The following is a 16691-nucleotide window of genomic DNA, read 5'->3' as shown; positions in this document are numbered from 1 at the left end:
TGATATCAGGATGATAAGGTCAAATGCGGATCGGGCAAATCCATTCCTGCGAGGGCGGCAAGGCTCGTCCATAAACCCTCTTCCTGGTGCGGTTCCAGAGTGATGACCGGACGGAGCTGGTTGTTACGGAGGTAGTCGAAAAGCCCGGCAAAATCAAAGATCCCCTGACCGATTGCCAGATGGCGGTCCATGTCGCCCGCGTTGTCGTGAAGATGGAGCTGGCCGAGCCACGGGGAAAGGGGAGGCAGCCAATCCCGCCAGCTGTTTCGGGCAAAGGCCAGGGTGTGACCCGCATCCAGGCAGAAGCGGGCGCAGGGGGAATTGAGAGCGGTGAGCACCTCGATATGCTGTTCCGGGCCCGTTTCATAAGTGTTTTCAAGCATCACCGGCACCCGGTGGGGTTCGGCCATGGCCAGCAGTTCCTGCCAGGTCTCGATGGAATTTTTCAGCCAGTCAGCATGGTTGAAGGTGTGTTTGTTGGCTTCATAACCAAGGTGGCAGACGATCGAATGCGGTTCGAAAATCTCGATCAGGGCAAAGGCCTTTTTCAATTTCTCACGGGTTGTGCGGAGAATGTTCGGATCGAGGGCGCCGGGGGAGAGGTCGAAAAAAGGGGCGTGCAGGGTACAGGAAAGCCCCGCTTTTTTCAGCGTTGCGGCAACCTCCCGGAATTCGGTGCGGCTCTTCCGGTACAGGCAGAGACCTTCCAGGCCGATTTCCGGCTGCAGGCCATGCTCGATGAACAGGGGGAGCAGCCCTTTCTGCAGCCGGTCAAAGGGGGCATTGACAAACAGTCTGCGGGTCAGATCGGGGAAAAGGACGGGCCGTTTACTCTCTGTCGGGGCGCGGTCAGTCAATTTTTTTTGCTTCGTCGATCAGCATGATCGGGATATCGTCTCGGATCTCATAGAGGAGTTTGCATTTATCACAGATCAGGCCGTCTTTTGCATCGTTCAGCGTGACCGGCTTCTTGCACTTGGGGCAGGCGAGAATGTCGAGCAGTTCTTTTTTGATCATCCTAGTTTCTCCTGGGTTTCTGGGTTCGGCCTAGAACATAAAACTCCGGGCCCGATAATGCAAGATGCTTCGGAGGTATCCGGCAGATTGTCGGGGTGCAGAGGAAGGGATCTTATTGATGGTTGCGTCATACAGTGCCAGCGGATAGATTGGAGGCTTTAATAAAATCATCTGCCTAAAACCGTAAAATTTTGTATATAGTGTGGGCCTGCGGTATGGAAGATCAAAACCGATGCGGCAGGGCGTTGTTGAACATGAACAGCGAGTACCTCCCCGTGGCTCGAGGTAAGCGACGGCAAGGAGGCTCGGAGTGTCACGCGGTTCGGGATTTGACGCGGGAAGGGTGTTTTTTTTGGGCAGGTTTATAAACTGCAGGATCGGAGAGAATAATGAAAGGAATAATACTTGCGGGGGGATCCGGGACCAGGCTCTATCCGCTCACCAGATCGGTCAGCAAGCAGCTGATGCCGGTCTATGACAAGCCGATGATCTATTATCCGCTCTCGACCCTGATGCTGGCCGGGATCAGGGAGATTCTGATCATCACCACCCCCGAGGACCAGGGGCAGTTTATGCAGCTCCTGGGCGACGGCAGCCAGTGGGGGATATCGCTCGCGTACGCAGCGCAGCCGAAACCGGAGGGGCTTGCCCAGGCCTTTATTATCGGCGCGGATTTTATCGGCAGGGACAGCGTCTGCCTGACTCTCGGGGATAACATTTTTTATGGTCCGGGTCTTGGTACGAATCTGAGGAGGGTTGTCACTCTTGAGAAAGGGGCGAAAGTGTTTGGCTATTATGTACGCGATCCCCAGCGGTATGGTGTGATAAGTTTTAATGGGGGAGGTAATGTGACGGATATCGAGGAAAAACCCGAGAAACCGAAATCTAGCTATGCAGTTACCGGTTTGTATTTCTATGATAACAATGTTGTTGAGATTGCCAGAGGAATTGAACCATCTCCTCGTGGTGAACTGGAAATAACTGATGTGAACAGGGTTTATCTCAACCGAGGGGAACTTCAGGTCGAGATACTTGGTCGTGGCACGGCCTGGCTGGATACCGGTACCCACAATTCGTTGCTGGATGCGGCTAATTTCATCAGGGTGATCGAAGAACGCCAGGGACTCAAGGTTGCCTGCCTGGAAGAGATAAGTTACCGACTTGGCTATATCAATGCGGATCAGCTCTCGCAGCTTGCCAGGCTTCATGGCAAAAACGAGTATGGAGATTATCTTGTCAAGTTCGTACTTGGCAATGTTACCTGATGAAGCGTTTTCGGCAAAATGGAGGTCGGGCATCTTTGTGGATGGCCGATCGTTTTATACATGTTCCTGACTTCAAGTCAGCGAATAAAGGCGAGGACGTAAAAGAGGTGTTAGATGGCTGAGTTCACCAATAAGCTCACTTCTGGATCCAGGCGGCAACGGGCACTTCTGGTTACCGGCGGAGCCGGTTTTATCGGGGCGAATTTTGTCCGCTACTGGCTTGATCAATATCCGGCAGACCGGGTGGTGAATTTTGACGTCCTGACCTATGCCGGGAACCTTGAAAACTTGGCCGGGATTTCCGAATCGGCCGGTTACCGGTTCGTCAAGGGCGACATTCGCGATTATCAGCTGGTTCTTGAGCTGCTGCAGCAGGAAAAGATTGATACCATCGTTCACTTTGCCGCCGAGTCCCATGTCGACCGCTCGATTCATGGACCGGACGAGTTCATCGATACCAATGTGGTCGGCACTCATACCCTGTTGAAAGCGGCCAAGGCTGTCTGGCTTGACAGGAAAGGAGCCGCAGAGCATCGCTTCCATCATGTCTCCACCGACGAGGTTTATGGGACGCTTACGGCCGATGATCCTCCCTTTGCCGAAACCAACCCCTACAAACCCAATTCTCCGTATGCGGCTTCGAAGGCCGGGTCCGATCATCTGGTCAGGGCATATCATGAGACATACGGGCTCAAGGTGACCACCAGCAACTGTTCAAATAATTACGGCCCCTATCAGTTCCCGGAAAAACTGATCCCTCTGATGATCGCAAATCTTCTTGACGGCAAACCTCTGCCTGTCTACGGAGATGGTCTGCAGATCAGGGACTGGCTCTATGTGGACGACCATAACCGGGGGATCGATCTGGTGATCCGGAGCGGGCGGACCGGTGAGACCTATAACATCGGCGGCAACAACGAGTGGACCAATATGGAGATCGTCAGGCTGGTCTGCAGTATACTTGATGAAAAATTCGCGATAGATGACGGGCTCGCAAAACGTTTCCCTGGGGCTCCCCAGGTTTCCGGCAGGAAAGGGGAGACGCTTATCACCCATGTTGCCGACCGGCTGGGGCACGACCGGCGTTATGCAATCAATGCCGGGAAAATCACCTCGGAGCTTGGCTATGCTCCGGTCGAATCCTTTGACACCGGCATCCGCAAAACCATCGACTGGTATCTGACCCACGAGGAGTGGTGGCGGCATGTAATGGACGGCAGTTATCGCGCGTGGGTGGAACACAATTACCGGCATGTTCATTGAGTCGTCAGGGGATAAACATTGGAAATTCTGATCGTCAAAACCAGTGCCATCGGAGATGTGACCCATACCCTGCCGGCATTAAACGCCCTGCGAAAAAAATATCCCGAGGCCCGGATCACCTGGCTGGTGGAAGAGGCGGCCGCAGACGTGGTAAGAGGACATAAGTCTCTCGACCGCCTGCTGGTGTCCGGTAGAAAAAGATGGACGAAAGAACTGTGTGGGCGCAAGTTTTTCTCCACATTAAGAGAAGTTTCAGGTTTTATCCGCGAGTTAAGGGATACTCGATATGACCTGCTGATTGATTTCCAGGGATTGCTTAAAAGCGGCATTTTCGTTGCTTTGACCAGGGCAGAGCGAAAAGTTGGTTTTGGCAGGGGGATGGAGCATGCCGAGTGCAGCTGGCTCTTCCTGAACGAGAGAATCCCGGCGGTAAACATGAATATCCATGCCCTGGACCGGGAGTTGCTGCTGTTAAAAGCAATCGGGGTGGAATGTAATGAGGTGAGATTTGATTTCCCGATCGGGGAAAAGGACACTCAAAGAGTTGCCGAGATTCTCCGGGCTGCAGGGATCGGGCCGGAAGACTCGCTGATCGCTATCAATCCTCATGCAACCTGGCCAACCAAACTCTGGGATAATGACAAGTTTGCTTCATTAGCCAGATCTTTAGTTGATAAAAAAATCAAGGTTGTCTTTACCGGCGGTCCATCTGAAGAACCTGAGATTGATGATTTGATTTCCCGCTTCGGCATTAAGGCAATGAACCTGGCTGGAAAAACCTCGCTGAAGGAACTCGCCGCATTATATCAGCGTGCAAAGATTCTGATTACAACTGACACCGGGCCGATGCATATTGCAGCTGCAGTAGGGACACCGGTTGCGGCTGTTTTCGGACCCACTGCGCCCTGGAGGACGGGACCCTATGGCAGGGGGCATCGTATTCTGCGATCAAAGATCGAATGCAGCCCCTGTCTGAAAAAGGATTGTGTGGATAAGCAGTGTATGCAAAGGATCAGCACTGAACAGGTTCTGGAAGCAGTTGACCAGATTTTATGCGATAATCAGAAATAGAAGTGTAATTCGCAAAAAGGTTTATATATTCTTTTTTTTGAGGCTATCGTGAATTTTTTGGTTTTTGCATAGCAATTTTCTGAAAGGGAAGCTGAATAATGTCTGATGTGCAGAAAAAACGACTGAAAATTGCAGTGCTGGTGAAAAGTTTTGTCACCAGTGGCGGTGCTGAGAGGTATGCTGTTGAAATTACCACCCGGTTGAGGAGGCGTGGGCACGATATTCATCTTTTTGCAAGGCGGGCGGATACGAAATATCTGGATGGCATTCATTTTTATAAGGTGCCCGATAAATTTACATTTTCCAGCGCCGTAAATTCGGTCTCATTCGCCATGGAGGCCAGTAAACTTCTTGAAAATAAAACTTTTGATGTGATTCATTCTCATGAGCGTGCATATTGCCAGGATGTTCTGACCGTTCACACCTTTTCTTATAAAAGTGGACTCTATAAATACAATTTTATCAGGCGTCTGGATCAAAAGTTTCTGAGTTATCGTAGCTGGATTTATTTGTGGTTGGAGCGGCGACAGATGAAAACTTCTTGGTTGGCTGCGGTTTCTGGAGTTATTAAGGATGACTGTGAGAAATATTATTGCCGCACAAAAAATGTTGAAATTATTTCTCCCGGTGTAGATACCGAATTGTTCAATCCAGAGTTGACAACTGGTTGGCGTGATGAAGCCAGAAAAGAGTTCGGGTATAGGCCTGATGAAATGGTGGTTCTTTTTGTTGGCTCGGAATTTAAAAGAAAAGGGCTGGATCTTCTTTTATCTGCCGTTGGCACGGGCATGAAACTTATGGTGGTTGGCAGGGGAGATAATTTGAGTTTTTTTGAAGGGCTTGTGCAAAAGTATAACCTCTTCGAGCAGGTGACCTTTGCAGGGTTTGTGGATAATGATATTCGAAGATTCTATGCGACAGCTGATGTGGTGGTTCTTCCTTCCCGTTCCGAAGCTTTTGGGATGACCGTGCTTGAAGCAATGGCCTGTGGTTTGCCTTCATTAACCAGTAAGAATACCGGGGCGGCAGCGGTCATAACTCATGGGAGAGACGGCTTTGTGTTTGAGACTGTTGAACAATTGACCGGAGTTTTGGAACGATTACGTGATCAGGATTTAAGAAGAAAGATTGGCGAGGAGGCAAGGATAACCGCGACAAAACACACCTGGGACTGCCAGGCTGTTAAATATGAAAAGCTGTTTTATAAAGTGGTTTCGACGAAAGAGATGTCAATTTAGTGTCCCCATCGGTGATAGTTGAAACCTCTCGCCTTCAGGCGAAGCAAAGTTTATATTTGTTGCTATGCGACGGTAAAAGACCTGTGCACATACAAAACCGGATTTAAAAGTTCATGTGATTTGGATTCCGAAATGCCGCAAAAAGGTATTAAACGGTGAAGTCACCATTCGTAGTCGTGACATATTTCGTCAAATAGCGATGGAAATGAACTTGATATAATATCCGGTAAAGTTGCCTCCGATCACATTCATAGGTTTATAAGTCCCACTCAAACCGTCAGTAAAATAATGCAATGGTGAAAGGTGTAATCTCCCGCTAAGCCATAAACTGCTTATGATGCCCGCTCATTGAATTGTTAAATGGGGCATAGCGGAAACCTTGTGTGCATAGGTTAAATATGCAAATGGACAGGAACAAGAAGAGTGTTGATCAGGCGAAAGACACGGCCATGGCGGCAATTCTGATTCTTTTGCTGGTATTGCTTTACACCGGCAATGTTCAGTGGGCGGTGGTTGCGGTGGTTGTTCTGGTCACCGCCATGACCTGGCCCTCTATCTTCAAGCCACTGGCAGAGGTCTGGTTTGGCCTGTCCCATATGATGGGGGCGGTGGTCTCCAAAATCCTTCTGTCCCTTATTTTTTTTCTTATCGTGACACCTGTCGGTCTGTTCAGAAGGATTGGAGGAGCAGATGCGATGGGGGTCAGGAAATGGGGCGAAGTTGCGGGTACCGTTTTTGTAAATCGAGATCATCGCTACGTGGCCGATGAACTTGAAAAACCTTTCTGAATTATAAAGGAGAGAGTGAATGGAGTTTTTGAAAGATCTCTGGGAGTTTCTGAAAGTCAGGAAAAAATTCTGGTTGCTGCCGATTATTCTTACGCTGCTACTCTTCGGTGTTCTGATCGTCCTGACCAGCGGTTCGGCTATTGCACCGTTTGTTTACACCTTGTTTTAGGGGTTTCTTAAATGACTTCCGCGATCCTTGGAATTTCGGCCTTCTACCATGACAGCGCTGCCGTTTTACTGGTTGACGGGAAAATAATTGCTGCCGCCCATGAGGAAAGATTTACCCGCCGGAAACACGATGCCTCCTTTCCTGTAAATGCGGTGAAATATGTTCTGGCGGAAGGGGGATTGAACGTTTCAGATCTCGATGCAGTTTCTTTCTATGACAAACCGTACCTCAAGTTTGAGCGCCTTCTCGAGACCTATCACGCATTTGCGCCTCGCGGACTTATGAGTTTCCTTTCTGCGATGCCGGTCTGGATCAAAGAAAAACTCTTCATGAAAAAGATGTTGTGGGATGAGTTGGAGAAGGTAGCCGGGAGTACGATCCGCAAGCGGCCCAAACTTCTTTTCCCTGAACACCATCTCTCCCATGCGGCAAGCGCCTTTTACCCTTCACCTTACGAGGATGCGGCCATTCTTACCGTCGATGGCGTCGGCGAATGGGCAACGACAACAATTTCCAGGGGGACGGGGAAAGAAATAACCGTCCTCAAGGAGCTGCCCTTTCCGCATTCCGTCGGCCTGCTCTACTCCGCCTTTACTTACTACTGCGGCTTCAAGGTCAACAGCGGCGAATACAAGTTGATGGGCCTTGCTCCATACGGCCGCGCCGGCAGTCGACAGGTTTCTGAGATCAAAGAAAAGATCGTTTCACGCCTGGTGGATTTAAAGCAAGACGGATCGATTCTTTTGAATATGGAATTCTTTGACTTTGCCACCGGTCTCAGGATGTGCAGGGACAGGAAATGGAAAGAGTTGTTCGGGATCCCGAAACGGCAACCTGAGTCGGAACTGACCCAGGAATATATGGATCTGGCCCTGGCTATCCAGGAAGTAACAGAAGAAATTGTGCTGCGACTTGCCCGAACCGCCCGGGAAATCACGGGGCATAACAATCTGGTGATGGCGGGGGGGGTTGCTCTGAACTGTGTGGCCAACGGGAAGCTGTTGAACAGCGGGATAATCGATGGGCTCTGGATCCAGCCGGCGGCCGGAGATGCCGGAGGTGCGTTGGGAGCGGCCTTTGCCGCCTACCATATCTGGCAGGGAAAAGAACGTCTGTGCGACGGCAATTCCGACTCGATGTCGGGTTCGTACTTGGGACCGGAGTTCAGTGAGATTGATGTGGCGAGGATGTGCAGAAAATTCGGAGCGAATTTTGTCCGTTTGACCGACGAAGAGCTCTATAAGAAGGTGGCACAAATTCTTGCCGATTCGGGAGTGGTCGGCTGGTTTCAGGGGAGAATGGAATATGGTCCCCGGGCGCTGGGGAATCGCAGTATTCTTGGAGACCCCCGTGATCCGGAAATGCAGAAAAAGTTGAATCTTAAAATCAAGTACCGCGAGGGATTCCGGCCCTTTGCGCCGTCGGTTCTGGTGGAAAAAGCCGGAGAATACTTTGAGCTGGAAACCCGTTCCCCCTATATGCTTCTGGTTGAACCGGTAAAGGAGAGCCATCGCAAACCCGTGCCTGCCGACTATGACAGGATGGGCATGTATGACAGGCTGTATCATCAACGATCAGACATCCCGGCGGTGACCCATGTTGACTATACCGCCAGGATCCAGACCGTTCATAAGGAGACCAATGTCCGTTACTGGAATCTGATCCATTCGTTCCATGAACTGACCGGTTGCGGTCTGGTGGTGAATACCAGTTTCAACGTCCGGGGTGAACCGATTGTCTGCACGCCTGATGATGGATACCGCTGCTTCATGCGGACCGAGATGGACTGGCTGGTGATCAACAATTTTCTGTTCAGAAAAGAAGATCAGCCGGAATGGCAGGAAGAGGACTGGCAAGATGCCTACGATCTGGACTGAGCACAGTATCGCGGATTCAAACAATTATTTGACAAGGTTGATTTGAAAAATGATGAGTAAAGAAAATGTTTCGGTTTTCGGGGGTACCGGTTTTGTGGGATCCAGATTCTGTGAGAGGACTTCTTTTTCTCCGGTGCTGATTGGTCGTGAAGAGCGGCAGCCTATGTCTGATCAACTCGTCTATTTTATCAGCACGACCCATAATTATCATGTGTTTGATGATATCCACAAGGACATCAACACCAATCTGACGGTGCTGGTGGATGTGTTGAAAAATCTGACGCCGGGTAAGAGTGTCTTAAATTTTATTTCTTCCTGGTTTGTCTATGGTGATACGGAGCTGCCGGCCACCGAAGAGTCCGTCTGCAACCCCAAGGGTTTCTATTCAATTACCAAGCGGGCAGCCGAAGAACTGCTTGTTTCCTATTGTCAGACTTTCGGGGTGGACTATCGGATTCTGAGGCTGGGAAATGTTTACGGAAGGGGGGACGCCGGAGTGTCCAAACAGAAGAATGCCTTGCAGTTCCTTATCGATAAACTGGTGAAAGGCGAACCTGTCGATCTTTATCATGGCGGCCATTTCTACCGCGATTATCTCCATGTTGAAGATGTAGCCGATGCCATCGATCTTGTGGTTGCCAAAGGTGAACTGAACCGGATTTACAATATCGGTTCAGGAGAAAAGATATTGTTTAAAGATGTGATCGATCTGGTCCGAGAATGCACAGGTTCCAGTTCCGAGGTCAACGTGATTGAGCCTCCGGAATTTCACAGGGTTGTTCAGGTTAAGGATTTTTACATGAATGTCGACAGATTGAAAGCGCTTGGTTTTAACCAGCGAATAACTTTTGCGGAGGGTATTAAAGAGTTATGTCAGTGAATGAACTGGTAAAGGAACTTGTCATAAAGCTCGAGCAGGGCGGGAACCTCCCGCCGGCTTTATATTTAGCCAACAAGAAGGGTTTTGACCCTGAAAAGGATTGGATCTACTACTCCGGGCCAACCTGGGACAAAGAGGAAATCGCGGCGGGTGTTGAGGCTTTCCTGACCGGCAAGTGGCTGGTTTCCGGAGAAAGTGTAGCCGCCTTTGAAAAGGCCTTTTCTGCGAAGTACGGTTTTGCTTCTTCGGTTATGGTCAATTCCGGTAGTTCTGCCAATCTGGTTATGGTTGCCGCCTTGAAGAAACATTTTAACTGGCAGGATGGTGACGAGGTAATAGTTTCGCCGGTCGGTTTTCCCACCACTATCGCCCCCATTGTTCAGAACAACCTGAAAGTGGTCTTTGTTGATATCACCTTCGACGACCTGAATTTCGATCTGAATATGGTTGAAAAGGCGATATCCGAGAAGACCCGGGCAATATTTCTTTCACCCGTTCTTGGCAATGCGCCGGATATGGATTATCTACAGGAGATCGCGGCAAAAAAGGATGTCCTGCTGGTGCTGGACGGATGCGACTCTCTGGGAAGTCGCTGGCGCGGCAAAGAATTGTCTGAGTTCGCCTATGTGACTTCCGGTTCGTTTTATCCGGCCCACCATATTACCACCGGGGAGGGCGGCATGGTTTCGTCCAACGATAAGAAACTAGTACATCTGGCCCGAAGTTTCGCCTGGTGGGGCAGGGATTGTTTTTGTGTGGGCGCGGCTAATCTTTCGAGCACCGGGGCCTGTAAGCACCGTTTTGGCCGATGGCTTGATGGCTACGACGGCAAGATAGATCATAAATATCTGTTCACCAATCGGGGCTACAATTTAAAACCCCTGGATATGCAGGGTGCAATTGGTTTAAAGCAGCTGGAAAAGGTTGATGAGATCCATAAGAAGAGACGTTTGCATAAAAACAGGATTGAGGCGATCTTCAAGAAACACCTTGGTGATGAAATTGATTCCCCTCAGGAAAACGAGAATAGCGAAACCTCCTGGTTTGGAGTGCCGCTTATTTGTAAGACCAGAGAATTAAAGGATAAACTGGTTGAATATCTGGAGGCGAACAGGATTCAGACTAGGAATTATTTTGCCGGCAACATCCTCCTGCACCCGGCTTATAAAGACTTGGGGGATGCGGCCGAATATCCAAATGCCAACAAGGTGCTGGAGCAGGTGTTTTTTGTCGGCTGTCACTCCGGATATCAGGAAGAGATGTTTGAATATTTTGACCGTGTGCTTAAAGAATTTGTGGAGAGTATTACCTGAATCCGTGATGGCTTTGTGGCTAATCAAAGATCAATGTGTTGAAATTGCGTTGGTAATTGAGATTTGCCTCTTGTTGTCAAAGTTCACCCCGTAGCCCTTCGGTGTGTTTGTTCACGGATTCAGTTTAAATAAAGATCTATCTTGTTTATTTGGAGATTCTGTGGAAGTCGAACCGCTGCCGGTATCCGTGGCAATTATAACCCTTAACGAAGAAGAGCGACTTGCGGATTGTCTGCAGAGTGTTGGATTTGCTTCCGAGGTTGTGATAGTTGACTCGGGCAGTACCGACAGGACTCAGGAGATTGCAGTGGAACATGGGGCATGTTTTTATTCTGTGCCATGGCAGGGTTTTGGAATTCAGAAGCAGACGGCCATTGACTATTGCTCATCTGAGTGGATTCTTGTTCTTGATGCGGATGAGCGGGTGAGTCGCGAGGCATATGATGAAATAATAGATGTGCTTGGTTCTTCCGAATCATGTGCGGCCTACAGCCTGCCGAGAAAAAATTATTTCTGTGGCAGATGGTTGAAACATGCCGGCTGGTGGCCGGACAGGGTCGTCCGCCTGTTCAGAAAAGGGAGGGCACACATGTCGTCCCGACTGGTCCATGAGGCACTGGTAGTGGATGGGGAGACAGGAGAACTAACTCAACCCCTCATTCATTTTGCCAACAGAAGTCTGCGGCAGACCCTGGACAAGGTGAATGCATACTCTTCAGCGGGCGCGGAGGAGCTTTTCAGGAAGGGAGTGTCTTCTTCTGTGCCAAAAGCCTTCGGTCGTGCCCTCTGGGCTTTTGTCGCAAACTATTTCCTTAATAAAGGTTTTCTTGATGGAGGGGAAGGGTTTATTATGGCCATCTCGGATTGTATGAATGTGTTCTTTAAATATGCCAAGCTGCGTGAACTGCACAGACAGTCCAAGAGGGTAGCCTGAAATATCTGAGTGGACTGGGAAATTCTTTTCTAAAAATAATCTTTCCTGAATCCGTTTTCGAATTACCTGAAGGGCGGCGGGGTGGATTTTGGTAAAAAGACTTGGGCCGGAATTATCGACCCAATTTAAACTCGTTGATCTGTGATTGGTTTCTAAGCCGTCACGGGTTTAGGTCTTTGGCATGAAATGGACAATGAACCGGGCTTTGGGAGTCTGACGGGTGATATAGAATGGATGTTTCAATAATTATAGTTAACTGGAACACACGGGACCTGCTGCTTGATTGTCTGGCCGCCTTGTATGACACCGTCAAGGGGTTAAGCATTGAGGTGTTGATGGTCGACAATGCTTCAAAGGACGACAGTGTTGATGTTGTTCGTGAGAAATACCCCCAATTGCGCATTATCCGAAACGACAGGAACCTTGGGTTCGCTGCCGGTAACAACAAAGGGTTGCGGGTTATGCAGGGGAAATACGCCTTGCTCTTGAGTACTGATACGGTCCTGACTGAGGGGGCAGTGCACAGGCTGTTCACATTCCTGGAAGGTAATGAGGATGCGGCAATGGCCTGCGGACAGCTTCTCAATAGTGATGGTAGCAAGCAGAATTCAATCGCCAATTTTCCGAGCCCGCTTTCTCTCCTCTGCAACGAGACGATATTGCGTCTGTTGTTCCCCGCAGGATTTCCCAGCAAACGTCGGGAATACACCAAACCCATCACTGTTGATTCCTGCATCGGCGCATGTCTTATGGTGCGCAAACAGGCAATGGAAGAAGTTGGGCTTCTCGATGAACGGTATTTTGTGTTTATGGAAGAAACCGATTGGGCTCTTTCCATGCACAAGGCGGGCTGGAAATCCTGTTTTGTGCCGGATGCGAAAATATATCACCTACAGGGCCAGAGTGCCGGGCATAATGTGAAGGCTCGGAAGATGTTCTATCGCTCACGGTATCTGTATTTCCGGAAATGGTTCCCGAAAGTCTGGCTTTTGATGAGCCTTCTGGTGGTGCTCCGGCTGGTGAATAATGTCATTCTGAATATTGCGGGGATGATTCTGACCCTTGGCCTTCACCGGGGAATAAGGGGCCGGCTTGAGCTTTATCTGAACCTTTTTTTCTGGCACTTGCAGGGTTGCCCTGAATAAGCTGTTGCCATGATCTCGGGGAATTAGAAAATTCATGGCAATCCAAGCAGTATCCTGTTGATCCAGCTTGGTGATATTGGTGATGTCGTATTGACGACTCCCTGTATTCGGGCGCTGCGGGAAAATTTTCCTGAGTCAAGAATTGTCGTTGCCGTAAAAGAGAAAGCCGCGGAGTTGCTTGAAGACTGCCCATGGCTTGACCATTTGGCAGTGGTTGCGAAAAGCTCTAGAACATTCTGGGAAGAACTGCGCTATCAGCTAGGATTTTTTAGAGATCTTCGCTGTCATCGATGTGAGTTGGCGGTTGATCTGCGAACGGGAACAAGGGGAGCGATGCTGGGCCTTCTTTCAGGAGCGAAACAGCGAATTGGTTTTTATGCGGAAGATGGGAAGTTGTGGCGGAACCGGGTTTTCGCCCCTCTTCTGCATCGTGAGTATTCTCCTGATGAGCATGTTGTTGACTATCTGCTCTGCCTGCTGGAATCTTTTGGTATTTCACCGGTGGGCAGAACTCCTGAACTGTCCGTGAGTAAAACCCGGTCAGAAGAGATCACAAGACTGTTGCGGGAGCAGGGGGTTGAAAACGGATGTTTTCTTGTTGCCGTCCAGCCTTTTTCCCTTTGGGGTTACAAGGAGTGGGCGAGTGAGAATATTTCCTCCTTGATCCGGTGGCTGATTGACGAAAAGATGGCAATAGCAATTGTGACCGGAGCGGAGCATGAACATGATCGGGCACAGGGGATTGTGGATTCTTGCGGGGTGGTCGGCTGTTATAACTTGGCGGGGAAAACATCAATCGCCATGTATGCGGCTTTGCTTAAAAAGTGTGACCTGTTTTTCGGGGTAGACAGTTTGGGCTCCATATAGCAGCAGCGGTGGGGACTTCAACCGTCAGCATATATGGGCCGTCTTCTCCTGTATCCTGGGCACCCGTCGGGCCTCTACATATGGTGCTCCAAACAGATATGGAATGTGTTCCCTGTCGGCAGAAGGGGTGTGGCAACAGTGGAACACGCCGGTGCCTTGACGAATTGACGGTTGAAGAAGTCAGAAGCAGCGCTGCGAAGATGTTGGGTGAACTGGTTGCCAACTTATCGTGATCAACGAAAATCAGGAATGCGCAGAATATTATCTAGCGGGTAGAAGGCTCATGGGTTTATATCAAGCGTGGATTAAGGATCATGCAGGGAATCTAATAATTTTCTTTCTTTCTGTACTGACTCTGTTCAATCCTGTTGCTCATACGACGACTGTAAGGGAAATTTGTTTTTATATACCTCTCCTCCTGTTTATTCTGTTACTTCTGACTAACAGAAAAGGGATGTTTTTTTTCAGAACTCCATTATTTATTCCAACCGTTCTTTTCTCGGCATGGGCGGTTTTCGGGTTATTTTTTGCTCTGGATAAATCGAATAGCTGGCATGATATATATTCATTGCTGTTCCGGTACAGTATATTGGCCGTATTGATAGTTTCTTTTTTTTGGAATGAGAAAAAAATGAGGCTGCTATCCTGGCTGATTACAATCTCCCTCGTTTCGTTTGTGAGCTATGCTCTTATAAAGTTCTATTTTGTGACCGATTTTGATTTTGGAGTAAGGTTTTATGGCAATTCGGAAGGAATGACCCAAAATCTAATAAACATCCCGATAATCTTTTCTTGTTTCCTCATCTATTGCAATCTTGTTGATACAAACAAATTGTACTTGCGGCTTTTGTATCTGCTGCTCTACATTCCGTTGATTTCCGCTTTGATCCTGACTCAGTCAAGGAGTTCCTGGGCCGCACTGATAATATCTGGTCTGTTTTTTTCCTTTTTATGCCGGGAAAAGAAGATTGTTATACTGCTGGTGATCCTGGCAGTAATAGCATCATTTTCTCCCCTCAAGGGACGTTTTCTTAATGGTGACCTCACTAAAGATCCGAGGCTTACGCATGCTTTACTTGTATTGGAGGTCGTTAAGGATCACCCTTTTATCGGTATAGGTTTCGGTATGGAAACATTTGGCAAGAGTCTGGATCTTGGTATCTATTTACAGAGGATGGAGAGAGTGTATGGCGTAAAATACCATCATGTCGAGATACTAAGTGACCCCCACAATTTGTTTACTGATGTTCTTGTTAGAACCGGTTTTGTTGGCTTTGGCCTGTTTCTGTGGTTCTTTTTTTGTCTTTTCAGGATGTTATGGGAGGTTGGTAGAGGTGAGAACATTGCAAGACAAATCTGGGCCATTGGAATCGCAAGCTCCCTAATATCCTTTTTGATAATTGGTTTTTTTGAACCGGTATTCAGCCATGTACAAGTGTATTATCTTACTCTGATGATATCTTTTGTTTCAATATTGTGGAAACAGCATGGATTTGAAAAGGATTATTTTGATATGGTCGGAGAATATTCAAGAATTTAATATGGTGCATTCAATAGCCTTTGCTCTAGACAAATTTGGCAGATACGCTGGTGGGGCTGAATCGTACGCCTTGGCCCTGGCAGAGTCTTTTGTGAAAAAGGGTTGGGAGGTGCATCTTTTCGCTCAGGAATGGGATGGCTACCCAGAACAAGCGATCTTCCACCGGATTGTGGTGCCTAAATATCTCCCTGCTTGGTTAAAGATGCTCGTTTTTGCTTTTAAGCACCGAAAGATGGTCCTGGCTACAGGCTTAGATGTGGTTGTGGGCTTTGGTAACACAATATATATGAACGTCTATCAGACCCACGGTGGTGTACACCGCTATTCAACTGCCAGAAAATGCTTTTCAATCGAAAATCCATTACTGCGATTGTTAAAAAGGTTTTTTATCTTGCTTTCTATGAAGGACAAGATGCGAAATTGGATAGAGTCCTCTCCTTTTAGGCTGTCGCTTAGACCTCGGATAATAGCTATCTCCCAGATGGTTATTGATGATTTTGCCACTGCCTTTAAGGTGCCTTCCTCTGAAGTTGATCTTGTCTACAACGGGATAGATCTTGATAGATTTAATCCGGTAGTAAGGAGGAAATATCGAGGCCCGCTCAGAGCTGAGCTTGATGTTGGTGAGAGGGAGGTCCTTTTCCTTTTTCTTTCCTATACCCTCAGGAAGAAAGGTCTTTTTGTTTTGCTGTCGGCGGCAGCCATTCTTCAAAGAAAGCATAAGGGCAGATTTAAAGTAGTTGTGGTCGGCCGTAAGCCTGGCAACCGGATTATGGCTCGTGTGAAAAAAATGAACTTGGACGACATAGTCATATTTCCTGGACCGACGACAACACCGGAAGTTTATTTTGCCAATGCCGATGTTTTCGTTTTGCCAACCTATTACGATACTTGTTCTTTGGTTACCATCGAGGCCATGGCATGTGGGGTCCCGGCCATAACAACGGAATATAACGGTGCTGCCGGAATAATTGATTCTGGAGTTGACGGCCATGTGATTATGCATCCCCCGGAAGCAGAAGAACTCAGCGCGGTCATGTCAGTATATCTGGACTCAAAAACTTTAGACGAGATGTCTTTTCGAGCGGCCGGGAAGGCACAGGCCTATTCTTCCAAGAAAAATCATGAAGAAGTGATCAGAATTTGTTCGGAAGTTGCGATGGTAAAGCATGATTCATAAATTATGGTTCATTCGTAAAAAAGTTGAAAATCAATCAATGGCTGTAATTGCATGAAAAAGAAAAAGCATCGGATTTAACCAACTTTGTTAAGGTTTTGTTTCCCGACAGAACCATGACAGAGAGGAGAAATCCGATGCACCTCA

Annotated in this window: 18 protein-coding genes; 16 read left to right on the top strand and 2 right to left on the bottom strand. The window is 48.4% G+C overall.

All coding sequences use genetic code 11. From position 1 onward, the window contains the following. Window positions 1–5: 5 nt before the first annotated feature. Entirely contained in the window at window positions 6–857 is an 852-nt protein-coding gene (locus tag KKG35_16950) for a sugar phosphate isomerase/epimerase (GenBank protein MBU1739820.1), read from the bottom strand. Next, window positions 850–1017, bottom strand: coding sequence for a Trm112 family protein (locus tag KKG35_16945; GenBank protein ID MBU1739819.1), 168 nt, complete (start codon window positions 1015–1017; stop codon window positions 850–852). The genes KKG35_16950 and KKG35_16945 overlap by 8 nt, the downstream gene beginning before the upstream one ends. A gap of 389 nt (window positions 1018–1406) precedes the next feature. Between KKG35_16945 and rfbA the strand changes: the two genes are divergently transcribed. The 16 genes from rfbA to KKG35_16865 all read left to right on the top strand — a co-directional run bounded on the left by rfbA (window position 1407) and on the right by KKG35_16865 (window position 16547). Continuing rightward, entirely contained in the window at window positions 1407–2282 is an 876-nt protein-coding gene (rfbA, locus tag KKG35_16940; GenBank protein MBU1739818.1) for a glucose-1-phosphate thymidylyltransferase RfbA, read from the top strand. 114 nt (window positions 2283–2396) lie between these two features. Continuing rightward, a complete protein-coding gene (gene rfbB / locus KKG35_16935; GenBank protein ID MBU1739817.1) occupies window positions 2397–3545 on the top strand; it encodes a dTDP-glucose 4,6-dehydratase in 1149 nt (382 codons plus the stop codon). Window positions 3546–3563: 18 nt separating this feature from the next. Further along, window positions 3564–4616 carry a lipopolysaccharide heptosyltransferase I gene (gene waaC / locus KKG35_16930; protein ID MBU1739816.1) on the top strand — a complete coding sequence of 351 codons (1053 nt, stop codon included), beginning with the start codon at window positions 3564–3566 and terminating at the stop codon, window positions 4614–4616. Between the two features lie 98 nt (window positions 4617–4714). Beyond that, on the top strand, window positions 4715–5854 hold the full coding sequence (locus KKG35_16925) for a glycosyltransferase family 4 protein (protein MBU1739815.1): 1140 nt from the start codon (window positions 4715–4717) through the stop codon (window positions 5852–5854). A 115-nt stretch (window positions 5855–5969) separates the two neighbouring features. Further along, window positions 5970–6074 (top strand): hypothetical protein, encoded by a 105-nt coding sequence (locus tag KKG35_16920; protein MBU1739814.1) that lies wholly within the window; start codon window positions 5970–5972, stop codon window positions 6072–6074. Between the two features lie 184 nt (window positions 6075–6258). Continuing rightward, window positions 6259–6642, top strand: coding sequence for a hypothetical protein (locus KKG35_16915; GenBank protein ID MBU1739813.1), 384 nt, complete (start codon window positions 6259–6261; stop codon window positions 6640–6642). Window positions 6643–6661: 19 nt separating this feature from the next. Further along, window positions 6662–6811, top strand: coding sequence for a hypothetical protein (locus KKG35_16910; GenBank protein MBU1739812.1), 150 nt, complete (start codon window positions 6662–6664; stop codon window positions 6809–6811). Window positions 6812–6822: 11 nt separating this feature from the next. Continuing rightward, window positions 6823–8688, top strand: a complete 1866-nt coding sequence (locus tag KKG35_16905; protein MBU1739811.1) for a carbamoyltransferase — start codon at window positions 6823–6825, stop codon at window positions 8686–8688. A 163-nt stretch (window positions 8689–8851) separates the two neighbouring features. Further along, window positions 8852–9568: an NAD-dependent epimerase/dehydratase family protein gene (locus tag KKG35_16900; protein MBU1739810.1), complete on the top strand. Its 717-nt coding sequence runs from the start codon at window positions 8852–8854 to the stop codon at window positions 9566–9568. Beyond that, the gene (locus KKG35_16895) at window positions 9559–10881 is read left to right on the top strand and encodes an aminotransferase class V-fold PLP-dependent enzyme (protein ID MBU1739809.1); all 1323 of its coding nucleotides are present in this window, start codon (window positions 9559–9561) and stop codon (window positions 10879–10881) included. The genes KKG35_16900 and KKG35_16895 overlap by 10 nt, the downstream gene beginning before the upstream one ends. 160 nt (window positions 10882–11041) lie before the next feature. After that, window positions 11042–11815: a glycosyltransferase family 2 protein gene (locus tag KKG35_16890; protein MBU1739808.1), complete on the top strand. Its 774-nt coding sequence runs from the start codon at window positions 11042–11044 to the stop codon at window positions 11813–11815. Window positions 11816–12045: 230 nt separating this feature from the next. Then, entirely contained in the window at window positions 12046–12960 is a 915-nt protein-coding gene (locus KKG35_16885; protein MBU1739807.1) for a glycosyltransferase family 2 protein, read from the top strand. 57 nt (window positions 12961–13017) lie between these two features. Then, window positions 13018–13827 (top strand): glycosyltransferase family 9 protein, encoded by an 810-nt coding sequence (locus tag KKG35_16880; protein ID MBU1739806.1) that lies wholly within the window; start codon window positions 13018–13020, stop codon window positions 13825–13827. A gap of 8 nt (window positions 13828–13835) precedes the next feature. After that, window positions 13836–14060, top strand: coding sequence for a hypothetical protein (locus tag KKG35_16875; GenBank protein MBU1739805.1), 225 nt, complete (start codon window positions 13836–13838; stop codon window positions 14058–14060). Next, on the top strand, window positions 14057–15367 hold the full coding sequence (locus KKG35_16870; GenBank protein MBU1739804.1) for an O-antigen ligase family protein: 1311 nt from the start codon (window positions 14057–14059) through the stop codon (window positions 15365–15367). Before KKG35_16875 ends, KKG35_16870 begins: the two co-directional genes overlap by 4 nt. After that, window positions 15315–16547 (top strand): glycosyltransferase family 4 protein, encoded by a 1233-nt coding sequence (locus tag KKG35_16865; GenBank protein ID MBU1739803.1) that lies wholly within the window; start codon window positions 15315–15317, stop codon window positions 16545–16547. Before KKG35_16870 ends, KKG35_16865 begins: the two co-directional genes overlap by 53 nt. The last annotated feature ends 144 nt before the right edge of the window (window positions 16548–16691 follow it).

Source organism: Pseudomonadota bacterium, assembly GCA_018823285.1.
Lineage (GTDB): Bacteria > Desulfobacterota > Desulfobulbia > Desulfobulbales > JAGXFP01 > JAHJIQ01.
Note: the sequence above shows the minus strand (reverse complement) of the source record. Positions and strands in the feature narration are given on the sequence as shown.